This window comes from Burkholderia sp. COPS (assembly GCF_019425585.1).
In the GTDB taxonomy this organism is placed as follows: Bacteria; Pseudomonadota; Gammaproteobacteria; order Burkholderiales; family Burkholderiaceae; genus Burkholderia; species Burkholderia cepacia.
Genome location: NZ_WIXR01000032.1, coordinates 80,856 through 104,738 on the forward strand (window position 1 = coordinate 80,856; position 23,883 = coordinate 104,738).

Consider the following 23,883-nt stretch of genomic DNA (forward strand, 5'->3'; position numbering starts at 1 on the left):
CTTGACGACGAACGGCACCCGGCCGTTTCGACAGCGGTCCGGAATTAATTTTTGTCGTGCGACTTGTGCCGTTACGACCGGCCGTCCATCACGACGCGCCCCTCGGCACGCCAGCGCAGCATTCCGCCGCCGAGATTGGCGACCGTGTCGAAGCCGGCTTTCAGCAGGATCACGGTCGCCTGCGCGGATCGCCCGCCGGCCCGGCACACGGTCACGACCGGCCGGTCGCGCGCGATCTCGCCGGCACGCGCGGCCAGTTCGCCGAGCGGAATCGGCGTCGCGCCGGGCAGATGGCCGAGCGGGCCCGTGAATTCGTCCGGCTCGCGCACGTCGACCACCTGCACCGCCTGCAAATGATCCTCGAGCCATTGCGGATCGATTTCCCAGAACCCGGCGAACGTGTAGACGAGCGGCGCCCAGTCGGGTGCCGCCTGCGCATCGGGCGCGTTCGCGGCGACGCCGCATTGAAGGTTCGCCGGCACCGCGACATCGATCTGGCGCGGGTGCGCGAGCCCGAGGTTGCGCATGTAGCCCGCAAAATCGTCTTCGCTCAGATCGCCGCCGAGGCGCGGATTGAAGCGCCGCTCCTCGCCGACGCTCGTCACCGTGAGCCCGCGATAGTCGTGCGCCGGATACAGCAGGCACGCGGCCGGCAGCGTGAAAAGCCGGCCGTGCACCGCGCGATACAGCGCGCGCGGGTCGCCCTGCTGGAAGTCGGTGCGGCCGGTGCCGCGAATCAGCAGGCAATCGCCGGTGAACGCCATCGATTCGTCGTCGAGCACGAGGCTGATGCAGCCGCTCGTGTGGCCGGGCGTCGCGCGCACGGTCAGGTAGCGCGCGCCGAACGCACAGCGGTCGCCGTCGTTCAGGTAACGATCGGCGCCCTGCGCGCCGCTCGCGGCCGAGATCGCGATCGTGCTGCCCGTGCGCTGCTTCAGCAGCCACGCGCCCGTCACGTGATCGGCATGCACGTGCGTGTCGACGGTCGCGACGAGCCGCAGCCCGAGCTCGTCGAGCAGCGCCGCGTCACGGCGCACCTGCTCGAACACCGGATCGATCAGCAGTGCTTCGCGCGACGCGGGGTCGGCGAGCAGGTACGTGTACGTCGACGATTGCGGGTCGAAGAGTTGCCGGAAGATCATCGCGAAGTCGCTCCGTCGCTGGTTGATGCGCATTGTCCGGCCCGGGCCGCCGCTGCCGCCGCTGTCGCCGCGCGGGCCGCCCCGTCGTGGTCCTGCACTGCCGGCATCCGGCCGGCACGGCGCGTCAGCGCGGCTGCGTCACGTAACGCAGGTACGGCTTCAGCGTCCGGAAGCCCTGCGGGTACTTCTGCCTGGCCGCATCGTCCGACACCGACGTCGGAATGATGACATCGTCGCCGGGCCGCCAGTTGACCGGCGTCGCCACCGTATGCTGCGCGTTGAGCTGCAACGCGTCGAGCAGGCGCAGCACCTCGTCGAAATTGCGTCCCGCGCTCATCGGATAAACGAGCATCGCCTTGACCTTCTTGTCCGGCCCGATGACGAACACCGAGCGCACGGTCGCGTTGTCGACCGCCGTGCGCGCGCCGCCGCCCGCGTTCGGATGAATCATGTCGTACAGCTTCGCGACCTTCAGCTCGTCGTCGCCGATCAGCGGATAGTTGACCGCGTGACCCTGCGTCTCGGCGATATCCGCCACCCACTTCCGGTGGTCGCTGACCGGATCGATCGACAGCCCGATGATCTTCGTGTTGCGCTTGTCGAATTCCGGCTTGAGCCCGGCCATGTAGCCGAGTTCGGTCGTGCATACCGGCGTGAAATCCTTCGGATGGGAAAACAGGATCGCCCAATGGTCGCCGATCCATTCATGAAAGCGGATCGTTCCCTCGGTGGTCTCCGCGGTGAAATCGGGCGCGTCCTCGCCTAGTCGAATCGACATGTTCGTCTCCGTCAAATTGGAATCGTCACGACGCCCGCGCCGCGGCTTGCGCGCGACGCGCGATCGTCCGCGCGCGGAGTGCAGGCATGGCACATGCCCGGGTTCCGCGCGTTCATATAGCCTAGTTCAAAATGCGCGCGCCACCGGGACGCGGTGTGCGCGATGTCTTGGCCGATTCCGACGACGAATGCGGCACGGCAGCACGATGCGCGGCAACCGGGCGCGCGTGCGGGCTGCCTTACACTAGCGGCTCCTCTCGTCTTACGTTCACAGGAATGCCACCGACATGTCGATGACGATCGATCCGAAGCAGGCCGCCGCACTGCTGGCCGTCGCCGACACGGGCAGCTTCGAGCAGGCGGCCGTACGCCTGCACGTGACCGCATCGGCCGTCACGCAGCGGGTCCGCGCACTGGAAGCGAGCCTCGGCACGCCGCTCGTGCTGCGCACGCGGCCGTGCCGCCCGACGGTGGCCGGGCAGCGCGTGCTGCAGCACCTGCGCCGCGTCGCGCTGCTGCAGGCCGACCTGCAAAGCACGCTCGCGACCGAGCGCGAATCGCCGATCTCGGTCACGATCGCGCTCAACTCCGACAGCCTCGGCACGTGGTTTCTCCCGGCACTGACGTCCGTACTCGCCGGCGAGCGCATCCTGTTCGAGCTGATCGTCGAAGACCAGGACCACACGTTCGCGCTGCTCGAAAGCGGGATGGCGGTGGGCTGCGTGACGACCGAGCCGAAGCCGATGCGCGGCTGTCTCGCGACGCCGCTCGGCACGATGCGCTACCGGCTGCTCGCGGCCGCCGCGTTCGCGGTGCGCTGGTTCCCGCGCGGGCTGAACCGCACGAGCGCGCGCAAGGCGCCCGTCGTCGCGTACTCGCGGCGCGATACGCTGCAGTCGTCGTTCCTGAAGGAGAAGTTCGGGCTGCCCGAGGGCGCCTACCCGTGCCACTACGTGCCGGGCACCCATTCGCACTTCGCGGCGGTGCGGCACGGGCTCGGCTACGCGATGGTGCCGGAGCCGCTGATCGGCACCGCGCCGCTCGACGCGCAGGGGCTCGTCGATCTCGCGCCCGCGCATCCGACCGACGTCACGCTGTACTGGCACGCGTGGACCGTGCAGTCGCCGACGATGGCGTCGTTGTCGGAACGCGTCGTCGAGGCGGCACGCCGGCTGCTCGCGCCGCTGCCGTGACGCGCGGGTGATCGACACCGGCAGGGCGGTGCATGGCGCGCGGCGCGGTACGCATCGCAGCGAGAAACCCTGCCGCGCCGCCTATACTTTTTCCATCGGCCTCGCGAACGCGCCGCGCGGCCGATCACGCACATCCGGCCGTTCCCTTTCCCGCAAGGAGAACATCATGTCCCGCCGCTATATCGATTGCCGCGAGTTTCCCAGCGCGACGAACTGCTCGGTCGCGATTTCCGCCGACTCCGACAACGAACTGCTGGAGGCCGCCGTGCAACATGCGGTGCTGGTGCACCAGCACACCGACAGCGCCGAACTGCGCACGCAGCTGAAAACGCTGTTCCGCGACGGCACGCCCCCCGCCGACGCACCCCGGCAAGCGTAATCCGCCGGCTCGCCCGATATCGACAGACGGGTTGCCTCGTCGCCCCCGTCGCCTCTTCGCTCCCTGCTTCGCGCCACCTCGTGCCGGCTCTCCCGCCGGCCGGCGCATTCCCCGTTACGCGCGGCGCTGCGCGAAATACGCGCCGACCGCATCGATGAAGGTATCGATGTCCGCGCGCGACACGTCGCAGTGCGTGACGAAGCGCGACGCGTACAGCATCTGCGTGAGGATCCCGCGCTCCTTGAGCCACGCCTCGAGCGGCGCGCAATCGGCTTCGGGGAATTGCGCGAACACCATGTTCGTCGCGTGCGACAGCACCTTCACCGCGTCGATGCGCGCAAGGCCCGCCGCGAGATGCGCGGCGTTCGCGTGATCGTCCGCGAGCCGCTCGACGTTGTGGTCGAGCGCATACAGGCACGCGGCCGCGAGAATGCCCGACTGCCGCATCGCGCCGCCGAGCACCTTGCGCCAGCGCTGCGCGCGCTCGATCAGCACGCGGTTGCCGACCAGCACCGACCCGACCGGTGTACCGAGCCCTTTCGAGAAACAGATCGACACGGTGTCGAACGGCGCGCACAGCTCGGCGATCGAACGGCCCGACGCGACGGCGGCGTTGCACACACGCGCGCCGTCGAGATGCAGCGCCAACCCGCGGCTGCGCGCGAACGCGGTGGCTTCCTGGACATAGCCTTCCGGCAAGACCTGGCCGCCGATCGTGTTTTCGAGCGCGAGCAGGCGCGTGCGGGCAAAGTGATTGTCGATCGGCTTGATCGCCGCGGCGATCTTCGCGAGCGGCAGCGTGCCGTCCGGCGCGTTCTCGATCGGCTGCGGCTGGATGCTGCCCAGCACGGCCGCACCGCCGCCCTCGTACTTGTAGGTGTGCGCGAGCTGGCCGACGATGTACTCGTCGCCGCGTTCGCAATGGGCCATCAGCGCGGCGAGGTTGCTCTGCGTGCCGCTCGGGAAGAACAGGCCGGCTTCCTTGCCGGCCCGCTCGGCCATCACCGCCTGCAGGCGCAGCACGGTCGGGTCGTCACCCCATACGTCGTCGCCGACTTCGGCGGCAGTCATCGCGGCCAGCATTGCCTGGCTCGGACGTGTCACGGTATCGCTGCGTAAATCGATCATCGCTGAGTCCTGGGTAAACGCGGACCGGAACCGATGCGCCCGGCCCTGCCGAAACGAGACTCAGAGTGTACGCAATTCACGCAGCGTATGTGTGCCGACGGCTGGAGGTCGACGTGTGCACGGCGCACCGGCACGCGATGCGGCACGCCGCCGCCCGGGCCGCCGTCAGTAGCGCGGCGGCGGCGGCTGGACACCCGCCGGCGGCATCGGCGGCGCCGCGCGCGGTGCGCCGCCGTATCCACCGCCGCCGCTCATCCCGCCCGGCACCGGCACGCGGTTGCCGGTCGCGTACATGCATTGCAGGTAGCCGTAGTCGTAGCGGCGCTGGATGTCGTAGGCCGAGCCTTGCGCCGCACCGGCACCGACCACACTGCCCGCGAGCAGCCCCGCGCCTGCGCCGACGGCCGCACCCGTGCCGCCGTTGAACGCCGCGCCGGCCGCCGCCCCGAGCGCGGTGCCGACGGCCGCGCTGCCGACCGCGCTCGCGGTCGATGCCTGCCCGGCACTCACGCCGCCCGATTGCTCGAACGCGTATTGACGGCAGTTCGCATCGTCGGCGCGGAACTGGTCGAACGACTTGCCGGTGCCGGGCAGCGCCATCACGCTCGGCCCGGTCGGCATGTACGCGCACGCGCCGAGCAGGCCGGCCAGCGCCAGCGCGGCCGGCACGCGCAGTGGTCGAAACAGGGATTTCATCGTCGCGCCTCCGTCACTGCGGCCGTGCCGGCACCGATCGCCAGCCCGACTTGCAGGTCTTCACATGCGGGTAGTAATGCTTCGACGCGTCGCAGTAGTACCAGACGTTCGCGTCGCCGTCGTCCTGCGGCTGTCCTTTCTCGACGTACTCGGGCGGCGGCCCCGGGTCGACGGGTACCGCGACGACGGGCGGCGGGTAGTAGTAAGGCGCAGGGACGACGGGATAGTAATACGGGTAGCCGGGGCCGATATAGACCCCGACCCGGGCGGCATGCGCCACGCCGCCCGTCGCGATCGCCACTGCGGCCACCGCGCCCAGTGCGAGCTTCAATCCATTCACGTCACGTTCTCCGGCTGGCGGTTCGTCGATGCGAACCCGACATACCGAACGCTACGCCGCGCGCGATCCGTCATCCATTACGGGCGCGCGCGCCAATGTTGCGCGGCGTTACCGATGTGACAGACCCCATCTCCCGCGGCCCGCCGGCACGAGCGCGTGCGTTACGCGATAACGCACCGCAACGGTTCGGCCGCGCGCGGGCGCCGAGCGGGGCGGTGTCGCGCAGCGTTCGCGCCCGCATCGAACCGTTCCGATGACGCGACGCGCCATATTGACGCACGTGCGTCAGACCGCCACGCCGCGGCCGCGCGCGCCGCAAACAACCTTCTTGATACGAATCAACGATTTACCCCGGAATCGCGCGCGGCGGGCTGGACATCTGCGACGAGTTGGCGCATTTCGCGGTGCAACATCGCGGCCCATACTCCAGCCAACCCCGACGCCCGTCCGCCGGGGTCCGCCGGCACCCGCCGGCGGGTATCGTCAGCCTCGGTCAACTGGTATGGACACCGCTCTTTCGGCCCTCGATCTGGCCCGCCTGCAATTCGCGTTCACCGTCTCCTTTCACATCGTCTTTCCGGCGCTGAGCATCGGCCTCGCCAGCTTCATCGCCGTCCTCGAATATCGCTGGCTGAAAACCGGCAAGCAGTACTACAAAACCCTCTGCCTGTTCTGGTCGAAGATCTTCGCGGTCGCGTTCGGGATGGGCGTCGTTTCCGGCGTCGTGATGAGCTACCAGTTCGGCACGAACTGGTCGGGCTTCTCGAGCTTCGCCGGTGCCGTCACCGGGCCGCTGCTGATGTACGAGGTCATGACCGCGTTCTTCCTCGAGGCCGGCTTCCTCGGCATCATGCTGTTCGGCTGGAACCGCGTGAGCCCGCGCGCGCACTTCGGCGCGACGCTGATGGTCGCGATCGGCACGCTGATCTCGACGTTCTGGATTCTCGCGTCGAACAGCTGGATGCAGACGCCGCAGGGCTTCGAGATCGTCGACGGCCGCGTCGTGCCGACCGACTGGTTCGCGATCATCTTCAATCCGTCGTTCCCGTACCGCCTGTTCCACATGGCGATCGCCGCGTTCATCGTCGCCGCGCTGGTGGTGGCCGCGACGGGCGCATGGCACCTGCTGAAGGGCCGCCGCGACAAGGGCGTGAAGAAGATGTTCTCGATGGCGCTGTGGCTGCTGCTCGTGCTCGCACCGCTGCAAGCCGTGATCGGCGACCAGCACGGCATCAACACGCTGAAACACCAGCCCGCGAAGATCGCCGCGATCGAAGGGCTGTGGGAAACCGAGAAGGGCGGCACGGCGCTCAACCTGTTCGGCATCCCGGACATGAAGGCGGAAACGACCCGCTACGCGGTGAAGGTGCCGCACCTCGGCAGCCTGATCCTCACGCACAGCTGGGACGGCGAGATCCGCGGGCTGAAGGACTTCCCGCCGGAAGACCGCCCGAACTCGACGGTCGTGTTCTGGAGCTTCCGGATCATGGTCGGCCTCGGCATCGCGATGATCGGCCTCGCCGCGCTCGCGTGGCTCCTGCGCCGCCGCGGCAGCCTGTATGAATCGAAGTGGTTCCAGCGCTTCGCGCTCGTGATGGGCCCGACCGGCTTCGTGTCGCTGCTCGCGGGCTGGGTCACGACCGAAGCGGGCCGCCAGCCGTGGGTCGTGTATGGCGTGATGCGCACCGCGCATGCGGTGTCGCCGCTGTCGGTGCAGCAGGTCAGCCTGTCGATGATGACGTTCGTGATCGTGTACTTCCTCGTGTTCGGCACCGGCGTGTACTACATGCTGAAGCTGATGAAGGCCGGCCCCGCGCTGCCCGACGTGAAGCACGACCCGAAACACGACATGCCCGACACGCGCCCCGATCACACCGCGCGCCGCCCGATGTCGGCCGTCGACGAGCTGATCGAGACCGTCTGAGCCCACCCCGGGTCCACCCCATTCCGCATACGAGAAAACCTATGGACGTCACCGTAATCTGGGCCGCGATCATCGCATTGGGGCTCTTCATGTACGTCGTGCTCGACGGCTTCGACCTCGGCATCGGCATCGTCTTCCCGTTCTTTCCGGACGAGAAGGAACGCGACCTGATGATGAACACGGTCGCGCCCGTGTGGGACGGCAACGAGACGTGGCTCGTGCTCGGCGGCGCCGGGCTGTTCGCGGTGTTCCCGGTCGTCTATTCGACCGTGCTGTCGGCGCTGTACCTGCCGCTGATCTTCATGCTGGTGTGCCTGATCTTCCGCGGCGTGTCGTTCGAGATCCGCGCGAAGGCGCGGCGCACGAAGCAGCTGTGGGATCTGGCGTTCATCGGCGGCTCGGCCGGCGCGACGCTGTTCCAGGGGATCGCGCTCGGCGCGTTCCTGCAGGGCATCAACGTGAAGGACGGCGTGTTCGCGGGCGATGCCTTCGACTGGCTCACGCCGTTCAGCCTGCTGACCGGCCTCGGCCTGATCGTGACCTATGCGCTGCTCGGCTGCTGCTGGCTCGTCGCGAAGACGGAAGGCGACCTGCAGCGGCGCCTCCATCGCGTCGTGTGGCCGCTGACGCTCGTGCTGCTCGGCTTCATCGCGGTGGTGAGCCTGTGGACGCCGCTGCAGGACCCGGCCATCGCGCAGCGCTGGTTCGATTCGGGGCTGTTCTGGCGCCTGCTGCCGGTGCCGTTCCTGGTCGCCGCGTGCGCGGTATGGATGCGCCGCGCGGTGCGCAACCGGCATGACATGACGCCGTTCGTGCTCGCGCTGGCGCTCGTGCTGCTCGGCTACGTCGGCCTGCTCGTCACGCTGTTCCCGTATGCGATTCCTCAGACGATGACGATCTGGGAAGCCGCGGCACCGCGCTCCAGCCAGACCTTCACACTGGTCGGCGCAGCGGTTATCCTCCCGATCATCATCGCCTACACGACGATGGGTTACTGGGTATTCCGAGGCAAGGTGCGCCATGAAGACCAGCATTACTACCACCACTGATTCCGCCGGGCGCTCCGCCGCCGCGGCCCCCCGGCCGCGGATGCGCGGCTGGATGTGGTTCGTCGTGCTGTGGGCCGGCGGCGTGATCGGCGCCGTCACGCTCGGTTACGCGTTCAAGATCTTCATGAACCTGACGCTGTTTGCGGTGAAGTAGGCCCCTTCCGCGTTGCACGCCAGGGGGCATGCCGGGCCCGTTCCGCGCAATCCGCCTCCGGCTCGCCACCGTCGCCACCGGCACGCCGCCGTGGCGATCCTCCTCCCCGGCATTCGCGCTTTCACGCGCCGGCGCGTGCCCCGCTCACTGCTCGCACTTCGTCGCGCACATCGCCTTGTCCACTTCCGCGAAAAACGCCTGGTAGTACTCGGGCTCCATGACGGTCTTGGTACGCGAATCGCCGGCGCTATCCCACACCGTACGATCGAATCGCGCCCGCACGATCGCGACGTGCGCGTCCCGCCCCGCCCGAACCGTCACGATCGCGGTCACGCGTTCATGATCGGGCTTGGTCGGCAGCATCCCGATGCGCGCCTTCAGCGCGCCGCGCAGCAGCTGACGCCACTTCGGGATCAGCGTGTCGCTGCGCCCCGCTTCCACCAGCCCCGAATCGCGATCGACCGTCACCGGCGCATAACCCTGCGCACGCAGCGCGCCGGCCACCGCGTCGAGCACGCGCGCCTGCGTCGCGTCCGCATAGCGGCGGTCGCTGAGCATGCGCAGCGTCTGCTGCTCGGCATCGGTCAGGTCGACTTCGGTCTGGCTCGAGCTGTAGCGCACCAGCGATCCGCCGTCGCCGATCTGCCGCTCGTTGGCGGGTTTCGTCGCGCATCCGGTCAGCGCCGCGAACAGTCCGGCACAGGCGAGCGCCAGCGCGCCGCGGCCGTGCACGGGCGGCACCGCGGCCAGGCGGTTCGTCGCACGACGTGCCGCGCGCCGGACGCGAAGACGGTGGCGAAATCCGGTTGCCCGGGCGTCGGGTGGCGATATGATCGTCATCGGGGCGTTCTCTCCTATCGGCGCCATGATAGGGAGGCGCCCCGGCCGCCACAAACGACATTTTTTGACCCACTGTGTAGCTTTTCTTCGCGATCTCACGATGCGCCGATTGCCGCCCCTGAACGCGCTGCGCAGCTTCGAAGCTGCCGGCCGCCTGCAGAGCCTCACCCTCGCCGCCGACGAACTGAACGTGACCCAGAGCGCGGTCGCGCAGCAGATCCGCGTGCTCGAATCGTTCTTCGGGCAGAAGCTGTTCGAACGCGACGGGCGCTCGTTGCGGCTCACGCCGCGCGCGCGGCATTACCTCGTCGACGTCGCGAGCTGCCTCGGCCGGCTTGCGCAGGCGACGGGGCAGATGTTCGAGCCGGTCGGCGGCCATTCGGTGCGGATCAACACGTCGGTGTCGTTCGCGCATGGATGGTTGCTCACGCAACTGGCCGCGTTCCAGGCCGAGCATCCGGATATCGACGTGCAACTCGTCACGACGCCCGACACCGAGCGGGACCAGTTCGACGAAACCTGCGACATCGTCATCCGCCGCTATACGCCGGAGCTGCGCCGCAAGGGGTTCGTGTCGCGACCGCTGCTCGCGACCGTGGCGGTGCCGGTATGCGCGCCCGGCCACCCGGTGCTCGATGACGCACGCACGCCGGCCGACCTGCGCAACGCGCCGCTGCTGCATTACGCGGGCTTGCCGCAGGCATGGCAATACTGGTTCCACCAGGCGGGCTCGGTCGTCACCGAGACGCTGCGCGGGCCGTTCTATCGGGAGTTCTTCCTGATGACCAAGGCTGCCGCAAGCGGGCTCGGCGTGTGCCTCGCGCCGCGCGCGGTCGTACGCGACGATCTCGAGCACGGGCGGCTCGTCGCGCTGTTTCCGGAAGTCCACCTGGAAGGGCCGCCGTTTCATTGCCTGTATCGCGACGGCGGCGATGCGTCGCTGCGCACGTTCGTCGACTGGCTGTTCGCGCGGGCGGAGGCGCTGGAAGGGGCGCCGCCGGGATAACCGGCGACGCGCACGGCACTCGTCGCTTCCGCTGCCGGATCGACGAAGCCCGGTATAACGGGGATCGCCCGGGCGCTTACTTTTGCCCGCGCAACGCGGCTTCGATCTTGCGATCGGTCTTGTACTGGCTCAGCGCATACACCGACCAGATCGCGGCCGGCAGCCAGCCGACGATCGTGATTTGCAGGATCAGGCAGATGATCCCGGCGATCGGGCGGCCGATCGTGAAGAACTGGAACCACGGCAGCAGCAGGGCAAGCAGAAGGCGCATGAACAAACCTCTCGGTGCGTCGTTGAACGGGTGATGCGTGGCGAATATGCCGGCACGGGCGACAGAATTCAAGCCGTTCGTCGCGATACCCGCCTGCTACACTCGTGCGTCGTCGAACGAAGCACGACGAGAACAACAACGGAGAAAGAGGGCAATGAACACCCCGTCGTCACACCACGGCCACGAGCCGCCCGCCATCACGTCCCCGAACAAGGCCCGGCACCGCTGCGCGGCCGTCGTGCTCGCCGCGCTCGCCGCCGTCGGCGTCGCGCACGCCGAAACGAAGCCGACGACGCGTGCTGGGCGCGCCGCGACGCCGCCTTCGCCCGCTGCGCGAAACTGACCGACGCCGTCAACCTGGTCGCGAAGCGCATGGCCGACGACGCGCAAGACGAGCAGGCCGCGGCCGCCCGGCGCCGCGATGCCGCGCTCGCCCGTTACCGCGCGGCCGCGGCGGCCAACGACGACGAACTCGTGTGGCTGGGCCCGCTGCCGGCCGAATGGTCGAGGGACGACGTCCAGAAACAGCTCGACGACGTGTACGGCAAGATCAAGCACGAGCTCGACAATCTCGGCGATGCCGACATCGACGTGTCCCGCTTCGTGTGCAGGTTGCCCGACCAGATCGGCCCGGCTCCGGACCAGCAGGCCGTGATCGACTACATGAGCAGCCTGCGCGAACCCGGCTCGACGACGCCCGCGCAGTGGACGGCGCTCGTCGAGGCCGCGCGCAAGGGCAACTGGCTCGCGCGGCTGCAGATCTTCGTCGCGCTCGGCTCGCGCCCGAAGGACGACCTCGTGTCGGTCTACCGGCGTATCCAGCTGATGGGGTGGCTGCAGGCGAACCACGTCGGTGCGCTGTACACCTACTACCTGGGCGAACTCGCCGCAACCGGCTATTTCGAAGGGCCCGGCCCCGGCGCCACGTCGCCGATTCCGTTGTATGCGGCGATGCACGGCAGTTATGCGGCGATGAAACGCGCGGGCGATTCGCTCATGGCGCGGGACGAGCCGGACGTGCAGGCGATCGGCAAGCGCATGCACGATTGCGCGGTGCAGATGATGCCGGTGCTGTTCGCGAAGTAGCCGCGGGCAGCACCTCGCTCGGCACCTCACGCGGCACACAGGCCGCCCGCCGCGCGGCCGGCGGCGGGCAGTCCTGCGGCGTCGCGTCGCTCAGCGACCGATACCGAGCCCCGGCAGCACGCCGGTATTCTCGGCCACCACCGCATGCAGCAGGCGCGGGTCGGCACCGAGCAGCCCGAGGATCGTCGGCGCGACCTGCTTCGTGCCGACCGTGTCGGTCACCGTGCGCGCGCGATGCAGGCCCGGATACGACACGAGCAGGCCGAGGTGGCTGTCATCCGGCGCGTTGCCGCCGTGCTCCTCGTCCTTCTTCGTGCTCGACGTATAGATCACGCCCGGATTCGGCTGGACGACGATGTCCGGCGTGCGGCCGTTGGCCGGATCGCCGAACCGCTCGGCGAGCGCCGCGCCGTACAGGATGTACGCCTGCGGGCCATCCGCGCAGATCCCCGGCGCATTGCAGCCCAGGTTCGCCTTCAGCGTCTGCACGACGGCCGTGCGCTGGTTGCGGTCGCGCAGCCAGATCAGGCCGACGTCGTCGGTCTGCACGAAGCCCGTGCCGACCAGGCCCGAACCGTCGTTCAGGTTGCCCGTCTTCGTGTTGTTCTGGCCGAAGTTGCCGTTCGGGTCGAAATAGTTGTTCGCTTCGAGCAGCTTCGTCAGCGTGTCGCCGTTCTTCACGAGCTTCGTGTGATCGGTCGGCGACTGGCCATGCTTCGACGTGACGATCACCGCCGTCGACGAATACAGGTTCGCCTGCTTCAGCGCCTCGACGACATGGCCGATCGCGTTGTCGACGTACGTGATCGCGTTCGCGACCTGCCCGTTCGGCGTGAAGTTCGCATCCAGGTAGCCGCCGCCCTTCGTCACCACCGCTTTCTGCGCGACGCTCAGCGTCTGGAAATCGGCGCCGAACAGCGTCGGCACCGGCGCGCGCTTCGTGCCCGTCGAGTCGCGGCCGTTGATCTGGTTGATCAGCGCCTGCACGTGCAGGTTGTCGAATTGCGCGGTATGCGAATAGACGTCCGTGTAGTCCGTCTGCGTTGCCGGGTCGATCGAGTTGATCTCGGTGCGCGCGAGATCGTCGACGCCGGTGCCCGACGGCCCGTTCAGCCAGTCATAGCCCCATGCGTGCTTGTCGGCCCACGCGGTGGTCGCGTTCGGGATGCCCGCCTTCACGGCCTCGAACACCGTGTTGGTCTTCACGTAGTTGTGCGGATAGACCGGCACGCACTTGCCGTTGACCTTCGCGTTCGGGATCGCCTGCGGATTGAATGCGCCGCCGCCGTTCAGGTGAACCAGCGCGCCGCCGTTCTCGGCGTCGATGCCGGTCGTCTCGTCGAACACGACGTTCCAGCCCTGCTTGCCCGAACAGCTCGTGTCGCCCGGCGCGTACAGGTTGCGATCGTACGACACGTCGTAGAACAGGCCGGCCGTCTTCGGCGAGCCACCGGTCACGAGCGCGGCGAGGCCCGGAAACGAATCCGACAGGCCCGGCGTATAGGCATTCGTGTAGGTCACGCCGCTCTTCGCGAGCACCGCGATATTCGGGCACGTGTTCGCGCCGATGCAGCGCGCGAGATCCTGCTCGTGCAGGCCGTCGATGCTGATCAGCAGCACGTGCTTCACGACGCGGTTCGCGTGGCCGCGATCCTGGTCCTGACGGTTGCCGTCCTGCTGCGCCGCATGCGCGTTGGCGCCCGCGAGCGCCAGCGCGCCCGCCACCATCCCCACCCACTTCCGCTGCTTACCAAGGAAAGACATGATCACCCCACCTCATCGATTGACGTTGAACTGCGTGACTTGCCATCAGGCGCGCAAGAATATGGCTGCGCCGTGGGTCGCTCGCATGAAGCGGGGCTTTCTGTTTTCTATCAAACGTAACCAATCGCAAGTGACACGATGCGGTCGCAAACCGGCGTGGCCCGGCGCACGTCGCGGACTCGCGCGCTCACCGGCAAGCACCGCCGCGGTGCATCGGCGAACCGTCCGCGGCGTCACCCGCCGCACGATTTTTTTTCCGGCTTGGCGCGCGACTATTGGCGTGTGATAAAGGGTTTTCCCTGACCCGGAGCAAGAGCATGTCGACCCTGGAAGCCCTCCGGTTCGTGCTGGACGATGCACGCACCCCCGAAATCATTCGCCACCACGTCGTCGACGCGTTGCAGTACGCGTTGCGCAACTACGGACAGGTGTTCACCGCGAAGGAAGTCGAATGGCTGGCGCAGTGGGACGACGCGCGTCTGCCGCTGGCCGCGAAAAAGGAATTGGGCAAGCGCGAGGAACCGGCGATCGCCGCGCGCTGAAGGCAGCGCGCCGCCGCGCCCGAACGGAGGAACGGGCGCAGCGGCGGCGGACGGCCTGCTTACTGCAGGCCGAAATCGACGCGGGTGGTCGCGCCCTTGTCGTCGATGCCCTTCGCATCGAGCTTCGGCGCGACGACGAACACGCGGCTCGAATCGATCTTCCCGTCGAGGTATTGGCGCACGGCCTGCGCGCGCTGCTGCGCGAGCGCACGCAGCGCGTTGTCGTCGGCCGGCGCGTGTTCGGCGAGCGCCCTCTTCATGTCGGCATCGGGCAGCGTCTTCTGCAGGCCGATCAGGTTGCGCGGCTTCTTGAAGTCGGCGGCCTTGTACGCGCGCGTCAGGTACTTGCTGTACTCGGCCGGCTCGACCTTCACCGACATCGGGTCGATGCTCTCGCCCTGCCCGATCACGTCCTTCAGCTTCTGCTGGCGCACCAGCCGCTCGACATACGCGTCGCCGAGCCCCGACGTGTCCTTCGCCGGGTCGACGCGGCCGATCAGGTCGAGGCGGATCGACGGCTTCTCGGTCAGCATCTTCACGACGGTGTCGAGCTTCTTCTGCTGCGCGTCGTCGAGCCGGTACGAGCCCGGCGCGAATTCGACGTAGCCGAGATCCTCGCCGCCGCCGCCGAACGCATGCGCGAGCAGCGAGAACGGCGACGTGACGGCCTTCGCGATCAGGTTCAGCACCGCGCGCCAGATCAGCCCGCCGACACTGAACTCGGGGTTCGACAGCGAGCCCGACACCGGCAGGTTCACGTCGATCTGGCCGCGCGTGTTCTTCAGCAGTGAAATCGCGAGCTTCACCGGCAGCCTGGTCGCCGTATCGTTCTCCACATGGTCGCCGAACGTGAGCTGGTCGATGAAGATGTGGTTGTTCGCCTTCAGCTGGTCGTTCGCGAGCTCGTAATGCAGGTCGACGTTGAGCTTGCCCTTCGTGATCGGGTAGCCCGCGTACTTCGCCGAATACGGCGTCAGGTTGGTCAGCTCGATGTCGTGCGCGGTCGCGGTGAGGTCGAGCGCCGGTTTCTCGATCAGCGGGTTCACCGAACCCTTGATCGAGATCGGCCCGTTGCCCGCGAGGTTCGCGGCGACGTCGACCGGCGCGGAGGTCGTCGAATCCGTGCCGAACGCGCCGACCGTGCCCTTGATCGCGACCAGGTTCGCCGTGTAGTTCGGCTTGATGAAGTTGTCGGTGTAGGTGACGCGGCCGTTCTGCAGCAGCAACTCGCCGAAATGCATCCGCACCGGGTTCTGCGGCGGCTGCGCGGCCTTCACGACCACCGTCGCCGACGCGGCGGCCGGCGCGGACGCCTGCTGCGCGGCAGCGGCCGATGCGGCCTGCGCGGCCGCCGGCGGCGTCACGCCCGGCGACAGCGGTACCGGTTCGCCCTTGCTCGCGTCGCGCGTGAGCGACTGCGCCGGGCCCGTCTCCTTCGCGACCACGTCCTTCAGGTTCAGCCGCCCCTGCGCATCGAGCAGCACGCGGCCGTAGAAGTTCGAGAACGTCACGCGCGCCGCGTCGACGTCGGTGCCCTTCTCGTCGTAGTTCGCCTTCAGGTTCGTCAGCGCGAGCGAGCGCCAGCCCGCGAACGGGTCGGAGGTCGCCTTGTCGAGCATCCGCACGTCGACGAGCGCGACGTCGCCGCGATAGGTCGCGCGCGGTGCGTCCTTCACCTGCGCGAACGTCAGGTTGCCCTGCGCGTTGAGCAGCGCGCTGGCGATCGTCGCGTTCAGCGCACTGCCGAAGTACGGCTCGAACGCGGCCGCGTCGAGGCGGTTGCCGTTGATCTTCAGGCCGAGCTTCAGCGGCTGCGCGGTCACGTCGCCCGTCACGTTCAGCGAGCCCTTGCGGTTCAGCGTCGCCTTCAACTGCACGGGCAGCGGCTTGCTCATGTCGTCGCTGATCTTCTGCACCGACAGTTCCAGCGGCTTGATCGCCAGCTTCACCGGGCGCGGCGTCGACAGGTCGGTGAAGTTCGCGGACGAATCCTTCACGTTCAGCGCATCGATCCGGTAATGCCACGACGGCGCGGCGGCCTCGGCCTTGCGCGCGACCGTGCGCTTCGGCACCGACGCCTGCGCGGGTTCGGCCAGTGCCGCGAGGTCGATCCTGCCGTCCTTCAGGCGCTGCACGTCGAGCGCGAGCCCGCTGGCGTCGACGCTCGCGATCTCCGCGGTGCGCGCGGCCACGTCGACCTTCGCGATCTTCGCGCTCGCGTCGGGCAACACGATCGCGGGCGCCTTCGCGTCGGGCGTTGCGATCTTCAGCGACTTCAGGCTGACCGTGCTGTCGGCGACCTGCGCGGCGAGCGGCGTCTTGCCCCAGTCGGCCTTCGCGTTGACGGTGGCGCCGAGCGTGCCGTCGAGCACGCGCGCACGCGTGGCCTCGCCGAGGTACGGCTGCAGCGCCGGCAGCGCGAGTGCGGCGACCGTCAGCTTGCTGTCGGCCTGCTTCTCCGCGAGATTGAACGTGCCTTCGGCCGTCACGTCGCCGCCGCGCGACAGCGACGTCGACAGCGTGTATTTCGCGGGGGTCTTGCCCTGCATCGAGAAGCCGTCGAGCGTCGCGGCGAGCTTCGTGAGCGACAGCGCGGTCGGCGTTGCCGGCACGCGGTCGTCGACGTTGACCGTGCCGCCGTCGATCGCGAAATGGCGGATCGTCAGGTCGAGCGGCGGCGCCGCCTTCGCGACGGCTTCGACCTTTGCGCCGCTGGCGGCGGCTGCCGTAGCGGCGGAAGCAGGCGCGGCGCCCGGCGCCGCCGGCTTGCCCTCGGCGGCGTTCGATCCGGCTGCCGGCTGCGCGGCGAGTTTCTCGACGTTCAGCACGCCCTGCTTGTCGCGCGACAGGTCGACCACCGGCTGGTCGATCCGGATCTCGTCGAAGTGCAACGCGTTGCGCAGCGGCTCGAGGCTGGCCGCCGCGACATGCACGCCGCGCGCGGCGAACAGCGGCGCGGACGCGTGGTCCGTCACCTTCGCGTCGTTCAGGTCGACGGTGCCCGATACGCGCAGCGCGGGCGTCTCGCCGCTCATCACGAAATCCACCTTGAGGTCGCTGCTCAGCAGGCCGCTCGTCACGGCCACCGGCAGCTTCGCGGGCACGTACGAGATCAGCTTCGGCACGTCGAGGCCGTCGAATTTCAGCGCGATCTCCGATTCGCGCGACTGCGCGAACGGCTTGGTCTTGCCGTCGATCGCAATCGGGCTGCCGTCGAAGCGCGCGCGCAGCTTCGGCTCGACGAAGATGTCGGTCTTCGATGCCAGCGTCGCGATATACGGAATGCCGAGCGTCCAGTTGTCGACGACGTGCTTTTCGTTCAGCAGGCGGTCGTCGAAATCGATCCGGCCGTTGTTGACCTGGATGTTCGACACCGAGAACTGCGTCGGCTTGCTTTCCGGTTTGGGCGACGGCGTCGAGAATTTCTCGATCAGGTCGGTGAAATTGAAGCGCTGCGCATCGTAGCGGACGATATGGAACTGCGGCGAGTCGAGGCGGATTTCATTGACGATCGGCGCGCCGCGGAACAGCGACGACCACGACGGCCGCACGACAAGCTTCGCGATGTCGATGAAGTCGCCCTGCCCGCCCTTGTCGCCGAGATGGATGCCGTCGGCCTCGAGGTTCAGCGTGTACGGGTTCAGCGCGATGCGCCGGATCGTGGCGGGGCGGTCGAGCTGCTGGCTCAGCTGCTGTTCGGCGATATGGCGGATCAGCGGCGGCGCCGCGAAGAACCCGAGCAGTCCGAATAAAACGAGAAAGATCAGCAGGCCGAGGCCGATGCGCCGGGTGCGGCGCGAGCGTGCAACGCCACCGAGGGCATGGAGGGTCGAGGGTACGGTTTCTTTGTCTGCGCTTGCCATGCTTGAATGCCTCGGGATGGGATGCCGGCCGTACCGGAGAACCGGTCGGCCGCGCACGCTATCCCGAAAGTATAGGCTCAGGAGGTGACGGTACGAGGTTCGGGCGCCGTCGCGCCCGCCGGTCGGACAACGCCGCCGGCCCTCCGTTCATTTCCGGACGACGACGGGCGGCATCCACGATCCGTCGCTCGCCTGCGGCTTCGGTGCGTACAGGCGCAACGCGAGTGCGAAATCGGCGCGCGGCGCCGGCAGCCAGTTGCCCGCATGCGTGCCGCCCGACGACGCCGACACGACGATGTCGATCGACCCGTCGTGATTGCGGCGCAGGCGGTCGCGATCGCCGAGCGAACGGCGCGCCGACCCGACGTCGGGCAGCGCGCCGTTCGTCGCATACGGCGTGAGCGTCCAGAACGCGCGAACCGGCGGCAGCGCGCCCGGCGCGAAATGCAGCACGTAGCGGTTCGCTCCGTTCAGCGGATGGCCGTCGCTGTCGACACGCACGACCGCAAGCGTTTCGTCGTCGCGCGTCGCGGTGCCGAACTGCGTGTAGGCCGCGTACGCACGCAGCGTGTAGTCCTGGCCGTACTTGCCGGCCGTATCGCCGATCCAGCTCCAGCCGTTCGCGTTCAGCAGGTTCGACGGCGGGGTCGCGAGCCGCGCGCGCGCCTCGGCGACGCCGGCCGTCGCGGCCGCGAGGCGGTCGCCCGTCCACAGCACCGGGTAACCGGCCGACACGCCGATGTCGCCGAGCAACGCCTGCGCGTGTGCGTCGTCGGCCGGCGCCGGGTTGTCCTGCAGCGCCTGCGCGAAACGCGCGAAGAACGCCTTCGGGTCGAGCGCGGCCACCTGCTCGGCCGGCGTGCCGCCGCCCACCGCCTCGGACGGCGCGCTGCCCGCATGAACCGCTACCGACGCGCCGCGCGCCGCGCCTGTGTAGACGGACAGCGGCACCACGCGGATCGCGCGCTGCAGTTTCTTCACGTTCGTCAGGTCGCGCCCGCCGCTCGTCTGCAGACGGACCTCGAGCCACGCGTTGGCCGACGGGACGTCGATCCGGACCGCGCCCTTCGGCAGCGTGCCCTGCCAGTCCTTCGTGGCGAAGGCAATCGTTTGCGATCGCACACCGCCGCGTGTGCCGCGTGCAGCCACGCTCGACGACGACCACAGCACGTTCGTCCACATGTCGAGCGCACGCGCGTCCCAGTAACGGCCGCGCGTGTCGGGCAACGTGACGATCACGGGTTCGGCGGCGACGTCGAGCCAGCCGGTCGAGTCGAGCGTGTCGACGCCCGGCAGCGGCGGATTGACCGCGCCGACGGGCGGCAGCGCCTGCGCGTGGCGCAGCGTGTTGAGCGGCGCCTGCCCCGGCTGCGCGCCGTCGCCGCCCGTCGCCGCTTCCTTCGCGACGTCCATCAGCACGAGCGGATACGCATATACATAGGAGTCGGCGACTTCCGCACGCATCCAGCCGGTTTTCCGCTGAATGGCATCCGGTTGCGACGCGCACCCCGCAAGCAACGCCGCCATGGCCAGCGACGCGCACGCGCGCCGCAGAGAAACTGATTCCTGCTGGTTTTCAATCATCGAGTACTGGCCGAATATCGTTCTTTTCAGTCAACGCCTTGTGCGACGCGCAAATGGCGAAAGCAAGGCACCCCAGCGTGCCCGGACAACCGTTTCGTGACGTTGCGTAACGGTGGGCGCTGATGTCAGGCCGGTATCATAGCGCCTACGGGCATCCCCTAATATGCCGAATAGCTGGCCGAACGCTAGCCCTATTGTCGACAAAATCGAAATAGTTCTGGCGATTTGCAACAAAACAAGGGATATCGGCGCGACACACGCTCACGGCGAAACAATCTCGCCGGTTGGTCGATTATCGAATGGTGTCACTAATGACACCATTCGATATGTCTGGTGTATGGAAGATCCTCGAACTTGTGAGGCGCGAACCCGCGAACGTGCGATCCAACGATCAGGTGCGACAGGTTCTCGACGCGATCGATCGACTGAAGGAACAGAAATCATGACTCAAGACCACTTTACGTACCGCGTAACGTGGTCCCCGGAGGACGGGGAGCACGTCGGCCTGTGCGCGGAATTCCCGTCTCTTTCGTGGCTCGACGCAACGCCGGAAGGTGCGCTGGCCGGTATTCGCCGGCTAGTCGCCGATGTCGTTCGCGACTTGACCGCAAGCGGAGAAAAGGTGCCCGAGCCGATCGCCGACCGCACCTACAGCGGTGAATTCAAGGTTCGCATCCCGCCGCAGGCACACCGCGCGCTGGTGATCCAGGCCGCCGAGCAGGGCGTCAGCCTGAATCGTCTCGCGAGCGCCAAGCTCTGCGCCTGATCGCGCAGTCGAGCGCAAAGGCGCGCCCCTCCCGGATGTCGGTCAGGAATCCGGGAGATTGCTTTTCCGCATTGTGACACCCTGTGTGCATCGGCATGCGCTGCCGCCGCTTGACCTTACCATCATGGGAACGTTGATACTGGGTCCATTCGCGGCACGAGCCGTGCATTTTGGGAATCCGACATGACTGAACCACTTGCCTCCGCAGCGCTGCACACGATCGAGCTGAGCGTCGACGGCATGCATTGCGGCGGCTGCACGGGCCGCGTGCAACGGGCGCTGGCAGCGGTGCCGGGCGTGGTCGACGCGGCGGTCGACCTCGACGCGCACGCGGCGACGGTGACTGCGCAGGAAACCGTCGACGCCGCACGACTGATCGAGGCGGTCGGCGCAGCCGGTTACGGCGCCTCCGTACGCGCACCGGTGCTCGAAGCCGCCGCCGCCGCGCATGCGCATCCTGTCGAAGCATCGCCCGCGCCGATGGCCGCAGCCGCTTCGACAGCCGGCCATCCGCTTCCCGCCAACAGCACCATCGAACTCGATATCGACGGCATGACCTGCGCGTCGTGCGTGTCGCGCGTCGAGAAAGCGCTGGCGAAGGTGCCGGGCGTCACGCGCGCGTCGGTCAACCTCGCGACCGAACGGGCGACCGTCGATGTCACGGCCGACGTTACCGCCGCACAACTGGTGGAAACCGTGAAACAGGCCGGCTACGGCGCGACGCCGACCATGACGGATGCAGGCTTCACCGCGCTCGTCCCCTCCTCGCCTGCCGCGCCCGCCAGCATCGAACTCGACATCGACGGGATGACCTGCGCATCCTGCGTGTCGCGCGTCGAGAAAGCGCTGGCGAAGGTGCCGGGCGTCACGCGCGCGTCGGTCAACCTCGCGACCGAACGGGCGACCGTGGACGCCGCGCCCGACGTTACCGCCGCCCGGCTCGCCGAAGCCGTCAAACAAGCCGGATACGGCGCGACGCCGGTTGCTGGCGCGGCCATCCCGCCGGCTGCGTCCACCGCCCCCGCCGACCTCGAACTCGACATCGACGGCATGACCTGCGCGTCCTGCGTCGGCCGCGTCGAAAAAGCGCTGGCCGCCGTGCCGGGCGTCGCGCGCGTTTCGGTCAACCTCGCGACCGAGCGCGCGTCGGTGCACGGCGCCGGCGCCCTCGACGCCGCCACGCTGATCGCGGCCGTCACCACCGCCGGCTATCGCGCGTCGCTCGCCGACGCGTCGTCAGCCGGTGCCACGGCCGGCGCCGACGCGCAACCGGCCAGCGCCGCGCAGGACCCCGAAACTCGCAAGCGCCTCGAAGCGATCCGCGAACGCGATCTCGTGATCTGGTCCGCGGTGCTGAGCGCGCCCCTGGTCGCGCCGATGCTCGTCGCGCCGTTCGGCATCCACCTGATGCCGAACGGCTGGGTCCAGCTCGTGCTCGCCTCGATCGTCCAGTTCGGCTTCGGCGCGCGCTTCTATCGCGCGGCCTGGCACGCGGTGAAGGCGCGCACCGGCAACATGGACCTGCTCGTCGCGCTCGGCACGTCGGCCGCGTACGGGCTGAGCCTGTGGATGCTGCTGCGCGGCACCGGTCATTCCGGCCACCTGTATTTCGAGGCGTCGGCCGTCATCGTCACGCTGGTGCGCTTCGGCAAATGGCTCGAATCGCGCGCGAAGCGCCAGACCACCGACGCGATCCGCGCGCTGAACGCGTTGCGTCCCGACCGGGCCCGCGTCGTCGAGCACGGCGTCGAACGCGACGTGCCGCTGGCGCAGGTGCGCGTCGGCACCCGCGTCAGCATCCGGCCCGGCGAGCGCGTGCCCGTCGACGGCCGGATCCTGTCGGGCCGCTCGCACGTCGACGAATCGCTGATCACCGGTGAAAGCCTGCCGGTGCCGAAGGACGACGGCGACGCCGTCACGGCCGGCTCGATCAATGGCGAAGGCGCGCTCGTCGTCGAAACCACCGCGATCGGCGCGGAGACGACGCTCGCGCGCATCATCCGCCTCGTCGAATCCGCGCAGGCCGAGAAGGCGCCGATCCAGCGGCTCGTCGATCGCGTGAGCGAGGTGTTCGTGCCCGCCATCCTCGGCATCGCCGTGCTGACGCTGGCCGGCTGGCTGATCGCCGGCGCCGGCACCGAAACCGCGATCCTCAACGCGGTCGCGGTGCTCGTCATCGCGTGCCCGTGCGCGCTCGGCCTCGCGACGCCCGCCGCGATCATGGCCGGCACGGGCGTTGCGGCGCGGCGCGGCGTGCTGATCAAGGATGCGCAGGCGCTCGAACTCGCGCAGCGCACCACGGTGATCGCGTTCGACAAGACCGGCACGCTGACCGAAGGCAAGCCGTCCGTGACGGCGTTCGAAGCCGTCGGCGTGCCGCATGACGAAGCGCTCGCGCTCGCGGCGGCGGTGCAGCGTCAGAGCGACCATCCGCTCGCTCGCGCCGTGGTCGCCGCGCACGACGCCGACGTTGCCGCGCGCGGCAGTGCGGTGCCGCCGGCAAGCGCGGCCGATGCGCGCGCGGTGGCGGGACGCGGCGTGGAAGCCCGCGTCGGCGGCCAGTTGCTCGCGCTGGGCAGCACACGCTGGCGCGACGAGCTCGGCATCGCCGTGCCGCCCGCGCTCGACGCCCGCGCGGCGGAACTCGAACGCGCGGGCAACACGATCTCGTGGCTGATGCGCGCCGATGCGCCGCGCGCGTTGCTCGCGCTGATCGCTTTCGGCGACACCGTGAAGCCGGGCGCCCGCGACGCGATCGCGGCACTGTCGGCGCGCGGCGTCGCGAGCGTGCTCGTGACGGGCGACAACCGTGGCAGCGCGGCAGCCGTCGCGGCGTCGCTCGGCATCGGCGAGGTGCATGCGCAGGTGCTGCCCGACGACAAGGCGCGCGTCGTCGCCGAACTGAAGCGCACGCACGGCGGAATCGTCGCGATGGTCGGCGACGGGATCAACGATGCGCCCGCGCTTGCCGCGGCCGACGTCGGCATCGCGATGGCCACCGGCACCGACGTCGCGATGCACACCGCCGGCATCACGCTGATGCGCGGCGACCCGACGCTCGTCGCCGACGCAATCGACATCTCCAGGCGCACGTACCGGAAGATCCAGCAGAACCTGTTCTGGGCGTTCGTCTACAACCTGGTCGGCGTGCCGCTCGCGGCGCTCGGCTGGCTGAACCCGGTGATCGCGGGCGCGGCGATGGCGTTTTCCAGCGTCAGCGTCGTGACCAATGCGTTGCTGCTGCGGCGATGGAAAGGGCGCGCGCACTGAGCGGGTGTGGGCGGCGTTTGCAGGACGGTCGAAGGGTCGAAGGGCCGTTCGGCTGTCGGTGTTTGATGGTCGGGGTCGGTTGCTTGGGGCTCGGCGCTCGGCGCTCGGC

21 protein-coding genes are annotated in these 23,883 nt (G+C 68.6%); 11 read left to right on the forward strand and 10 right to left on the reverse strand.

Annotation, left to right across the window (positions count from 1 at the left end; translation table 11 throughout):
- Positions 1 to 71 precede the first annotated feature (71 nt).
- Entirely contained in the window at positions 72 to 1,142 is a 1,071-nt protein-coding gene (locus FOZ70_RS25485; RefSeq protein ID WP_048023538.1) for an MBL fold metallo-hydrolase, read from the reverse strand.
- Positions 1,143 to 1,266: 124 nt separating this feature from the next.
- Positions 1,267 to 1,920 carry a peroxiredoxin gene (locus FOZ70_RS25490; RefSeq protein WP_059708919.1) on the reverse strand — a complete coding sequence of 218 codons (654 nt, stop codon included), beginning with the start codon at positions 1,918 to 1,920 and terminating at the stop codon, positions 1,267 to 1,269.
- Between the two features lie 286 nt (positions 1,921 to 2,206).
- Here FOZ70_RS25490 and FOZ70_RS25495 point away from each other — a divergent pair, with 286 nt between their 5' ends.
- On the forward strand, positions 2,207 to 3,112 hold the full coding sequence (locus FOZ70_RS25495; protein WP_059487548.1) for an HTH-type transcriptional regulator ArgP: 906 nt from the start codon (positions 2,207 to 2,209) through the stop codon (positions 3,110 to 3,112).
- Positions 3,113 to 3,278: 166 nt separating this feature from the next.
- Positions 3,279 to 3,491, forward strand: coding sequence for a DUF1059 domain-containing protein (locus FOZ70_RS25500; protein WP_042978387.1), 213 nt, complete (start codon positions 3,279 to 3,281; stop codon positions 3,489 to 3,491).
- Between the two features lie 114 nt (positions 3,492 to 3,605).
- Here the strand turns inward: FOZ70_RS25500 and ltaE are convergent, their stop codons facing one another.
- The 3 genes from ltaE to FOZ70_RS25515 form a co-directional block, all read right to left on the reverse strand.
- Complete coding sequence (gene ltaE, locus FOZ70_RS25505) at positions 3,606 to 4,619, reverse strand: low-specificity L-threonine aldolase (protein ID WP_059487550.1); 1,014 nt, start codon at positions 4,617 to 4,619, stop codon at positions 3,606 to 3,608.
- A gap of 165 nt (positions 4,620 to 4,784) precedes the next feature.
- A complete protein-coding gene (locus FOZ70_RS25510) occupies positions 4,785 to 5,315 on the reverse strand; it encodes a YMGG-like glycine zipper-containing protein (RefSeq protein ID WP_060051060.1) in 531 nt (176 codons plus the stop codon).
- 13 nt (positions 5,316 to 5,328) lie between these two features.
- The gene (locus tag FOZ70_RS25515; protein ID WP_021163569.1) at positions 5,329 to 5,655 is read right to left on the reverse strand and encodes a hypothetical protein; all 327 of its coding nucleotides are present in this window, start codon (positions 5,653 to 5,655) and stop codon (positions 5,329 to 5,331) included.
- A gap of 502 nt (positions 5,656 to 6,157) precedes the next feature.
- Here FOZ70_RS25515 and FOZ70_RS25520 point away from each other — a divergent pair.
- The 3 genes from FOZ70_RS25520 to FOZ70_RS25530 are packed head-to-tail and all read left to right on the forward strand — an operon-like array spanning position 6,158 to position 8,782.
- The gene (locus FOZ70_RS25520; protein WP_021163568.1) at positions 6,158 to 7,579 is read left to right on the forward strand and encodes a cytochrome ubiquinol oxidase subunit I; all 1,422 of its coding nucleotides are present in this window, start codon (positions 6,158 to 6,160) and stop codon (positions 7,577 to 7,579) included.
- Positions 7,580 to 7,620: 41 nt separating this feature from the next.
- Positions 7,621 to 8,628 carry a cytochrome d ubiquinol oxidase subunit II gene (gene cydB, locus FOZ70_RS25525; RefSeq protein WP_021163567.1) on the forward strand — a complete coding sequence of 336 codons (1,008 nt, stop codon included), beginning with the start codon at positions 7,621 to 7,623 and terminating at the stop codon, positions 8,626 to 8,628.
- Entirely contained in the window at positions 8,600 to 8,782 is a 183-nt protein-coding gene (locus FOZ70_RS25530) for a hypothetical protein (RefSeq protein WP_042978028.1), read from the forward strand. Before cydB ends, FOZ70_RS25530 begins: the two co-directional genes overlap by 29 nt.
- A 144-nt stretch (positions 8,783 to 8,926) precedes the next feature.
- Here FOZ70_RS25530 and FOZ70_RS25535 read toward each other — a convergent pair whose 3' ends face one another.
- Positions 8,927 to 9,622 carry a hypothetical protein gene (locus FOZ70_RS25535; RefSeq protein ID WP_021163566.1) on the reverse strand — a complete coding sequence of 232 codons (696 nt, stop codon included), beginning with the start codon at positions 9,620 to 9,622 and terminating at the stop codon, positions 8,927 to 8,929.
- Between the two features lie 100 nt (positions 9,623 to 9,722).
- On the opposite strand from FOZ70_RS25535, the gene FOZ70_RS25540 reads away from it, so the two are divergent.
- Entirely contained in the window at positions 9,723 to 10,628 is a 906-nt protein-coding gene (locus FOZ70_RS25540; protein ID WP_258025724.1) for a LysR substrate-binding domain-containing protein, read from the forward strand.
- A 76-nt stretch (positions 10,629 to 10,704) separates the two neighbouring features.
- Here the strand turns inward: FOZ70_RS25540 and FOZ70_RS25545 are convergent, their stop codons facing one another.
- Entirely contained in the window at positions 10,705 to 10,899 is a 195-nt protein-coding gene (locus FOZ70_RS25545) for a YqaE/Pmp3 family membrane protein (RefSeq protein ID WP_021163564.1), read from the reverse strand.
- 154 nt (positions 10,900 to 11,053) lie between these two features.
- Between FOZ70_RS25545 and FOZ70_RS25550 the strand changes: the two genes are divergently transcribed.
- Together FOZ70_RS25550 and FOZ70_RS25555 are read left to right on the forward strand one after the other, a co-directional pair.
- Positions 11,054 to 11,242 (forward strand): hypothetical protein, encoded by a 189-nt coding sequence (locus tag FOZ70_RS25550; RefSeq protein WP_219707138.1) that lies wholly within the window; start codon positions 11,054 to 11,056, stop codon positions 11,240 to 11,242.
- 29 nt (positions 11,243 to 11,271) lie between these two features.
- Positions 11,272 to 11,985 carry a hypothetical protein gene (locus FOZ70_RS25555; RefSeq protein ID WP_219707139.1) on the forward strand — a complete coding sequence of 238 codons (714 nt, stop codon included), beginning with the start codon at positions 11,272 to 11,274 and terminating at the stop codon, positions 11,983 to 11,985.
- A 90-nt stretch (positions 11,986 to 12,075) separates the two neighbouring features.
- On the opposite strand, the gene FOZ70_RS25560 is transcribed toward FOZ70_RS25555, so the two are convergent.
- Complete coding sequence (locus tag FOZ70_RS25560) at positions 12,076 to 13,755, reverse strand: alkaline phosphatase family protein (protein ID WP_219707141.1); 1,680 nt, start codon at positions 13,753 to 13,755, stop codon at positions 12,076 to 12,078.
- Positions 13,756 to 14,066: 311 nt separating this feature from the next.
- Between FOZ70_RS25560 and FOZ70_RS25565 the strand changes: the two genes are divergently transcribed.
- Positions 14,067 to 14,291 carry a hypothetical protein gene (locus FOZ70_RS25565; protein WP_027790361.1) on the forward strand — a complete coding sequence of 75 codons (225 nt, stop codon included), beginning with the start codon at positions 14,067 to 14,069 and terminating at the stop codon, positions 14,289 to 14,291.
- A gap of 59 nt (positions 14,292 to 14,350) precedes the next feature.
- Here FOZ70_RS25565 and FOZ70_RS25570 read toward each other — a convergent pair whose 3' ends face one another.
- Both FOZ70_RS25570 and FOZ70_RS25575 read right to left on the reverse strand, forming a co-directional pair.
- A complete protein-coding gene (locus FOZ70_RS25570) occupies positions 14,351 to 18,154 on the reverse strand; it encodes a DUF748 domain-containing protein (protein WP_219707143.1) in 3,804 nt (1,267 codons plus the stop codon).
- Between the two features lie 147 nt (positions 18,155 to 18,301).
- Positions 18,302 to 19,738 (reverse strand): DUF1254 domain-containing protein, encoded by a 1,437-nt coding sequence (locus FOZ70_RS25575; protein ID WP_219707145.1) that lies wholly within the window; start codon positions 19,736 to 19,738, stop codon positions 18,302 to 18,304.
- Positions 19,739 to 20,180: 442 nt separating this feature from the next.
- On the opposite strand from FOZ70_RS25575, the gene FOZ70_RS25580 reads away from it, so the two are divergent.
- Both FOZ70_RS25580 and FOZ70_RS25585 read left to right on the forward strand, forming a co-directional pair.
- The gene (locus FOZ70_RS25580) at positions 20,181 to 20,504 is read left to right on the forward strand and encodes a toxin-antitoxin system HicB family antitoxin (protein WP_059487567.1); all 324 of its coding nucleotides are present in this window, start codon (positions 20,181 to 20,183) and stop codon (positions 20,502 to 20,504) included.
- A 183-nt stretch (positions 20,505 to 20,687) separates the two neighbouring features.
- Positions 20,688 to 23,774: a heavy metal translocating P-type ATPase gene (locus FOZ70_RS25585; RefSeq protein ID WP_081068563.1), complete on the forward strand. Its 3,087-nt coding sequence runs from the start codon at positions 20,688 to 20,690 to the stop codon at positions 23,772 to 23,774.
- The last annotated feature ends 109 nt before the right edge of the window (positions 23,775 to 23,883 follow it).

Bases quoted from the DNA above. Each gene is read 5' to 3' on its own strand.
- FOZ70_RS25580 (WP_059487567.1), top strand. From the start codon at position 20,181: ATGACTCAAGACCACTTTACGTACCGCGTAACGTGGTCCCCGGAGGAC.
- FOZ70_RS25545 (WP_021163564.1), bottom strand. From the start codon at position 10,899: ATGCGCCTTCTGCTTGCCCTGCTGCTGCCGTGGTTCCAGTTCTTCACG.
- FOZ70_RS25540 (WP_258025724.1), top strand. From the start codon at position 9,723: ATGCGCCGATTGCCGCCCCTGAACGCGCTGCGCAGCTTCGAAGCTGCC.
- FOZ70_RS25585 (WP_081068563.1), top strand. From the start codon at position 20,688: ATGACTGAACCACTTGCCTCCGCAGCGCTGCACACGATCGAGCTGAGC.
- FOZ70_RS25510 (WP_060051060.1), bottom strand. From the start codon at position 5,315: ATGAAATCCCTGTTTCGACCACTGCGCGTGCCGGCCGCGCTGGCGCTG.
- FOZ70_RS25555 (WP_219707139.1), top strand. From the start codon at position 11,272: ATGGCCGACGACGCGCAAGACGAGCAGGCCGCGGCCGCCCGGCGCCGC.
- ltaE (WP_059487550.1), bottom strand. From the start codon at position 4,619: ATGATCGATTTACGCAGCGATACCGTGACACGTCCGAGCCAGGCAATG.
- FOZ70_RS25490 (WP_059708919.1), bottom strand. From the start codon at position 1,920: ATGTCGATTCGACTAGGCGAGGACGCGCCCGATTTCACCGCGGAGACC.
- FOZ70_RS25535 (WP_021163566.1), bottom strand. From the start codon at position 9,622: ATGACGATCATATCGCCACCCGACGCCCGGGCAACCGGATTTCGCCAC.
- FOZ70_RS25500 (WP_042978387.1), top strand. From the start codon at position 3,279: ATGTCCCGCCGCTATATCGATTGCCGCGAGTTTCCCAGCGCGACGAAC.
- FOZ70_RS25485 (WP_048023538.1), bottom strand. From the start codon at position 1,142: ATGATCTTCCGGCAACTCTTCGACCCGCAATCGTCGACGTACACGTAC.
- cydB (WP_021163567.1), top strand. From the start codon at position 7,621: ATGGACGTCACCGTAATCTGGGCCGCGATCATCGCATTGGGGCTCTTC.
- FOZ70_RS25565 (WP_027790361.1), top strand. From the start codon at position 14,067: ATGTCGACCCTGGAAGCCCTCCGGTTCGTGCTGGACGATGCACGCACC.
- FOZ70_RS25570 (WP_219707143.1), bottom strand. From the start codon at position 18,154: ATGGCAAGCGCAGACAAAGAAACCGTACCCTCGACCCTCCATGCCCTC.
- FOZ70_RS25575 (WP_219707145.1), bottom strand. From the start codon at position 19,738: ATGATTGAAAACCAGCAGGAATCAGTTTCTCTGCGGCGCGCGTGCGCG.
- FOZ70_RS25520 (WP_021163568.1), top strand. From the start codon at position 6,158: ATGGACACCGCTCTTTCGGCCCTCGATCTGGCCCGCCTGCAATTCGCG.
- FOZ70_RS25550 (WP_219707138.1), top strand. From the start codon at position 11,054: ATGAACACCCCGTCGTCACACCACGGCCACGAGCCGCCCGCCATCACG.
- FOZ70_RS25530 (WP_042978028.1), top strand. From the start codon at position 8,600: ATGAAGACCAGCATTACTACCACCACTGATTCCGCCGGGCGCTCCGCC.
- FOZ70_RS25495 (WP_059487548.1), top strand. From the start codon at position 2,207: ATGTCGATGACGATCGATCCGAAGCAGGCCGCCGCACTGCTGGCCGTC.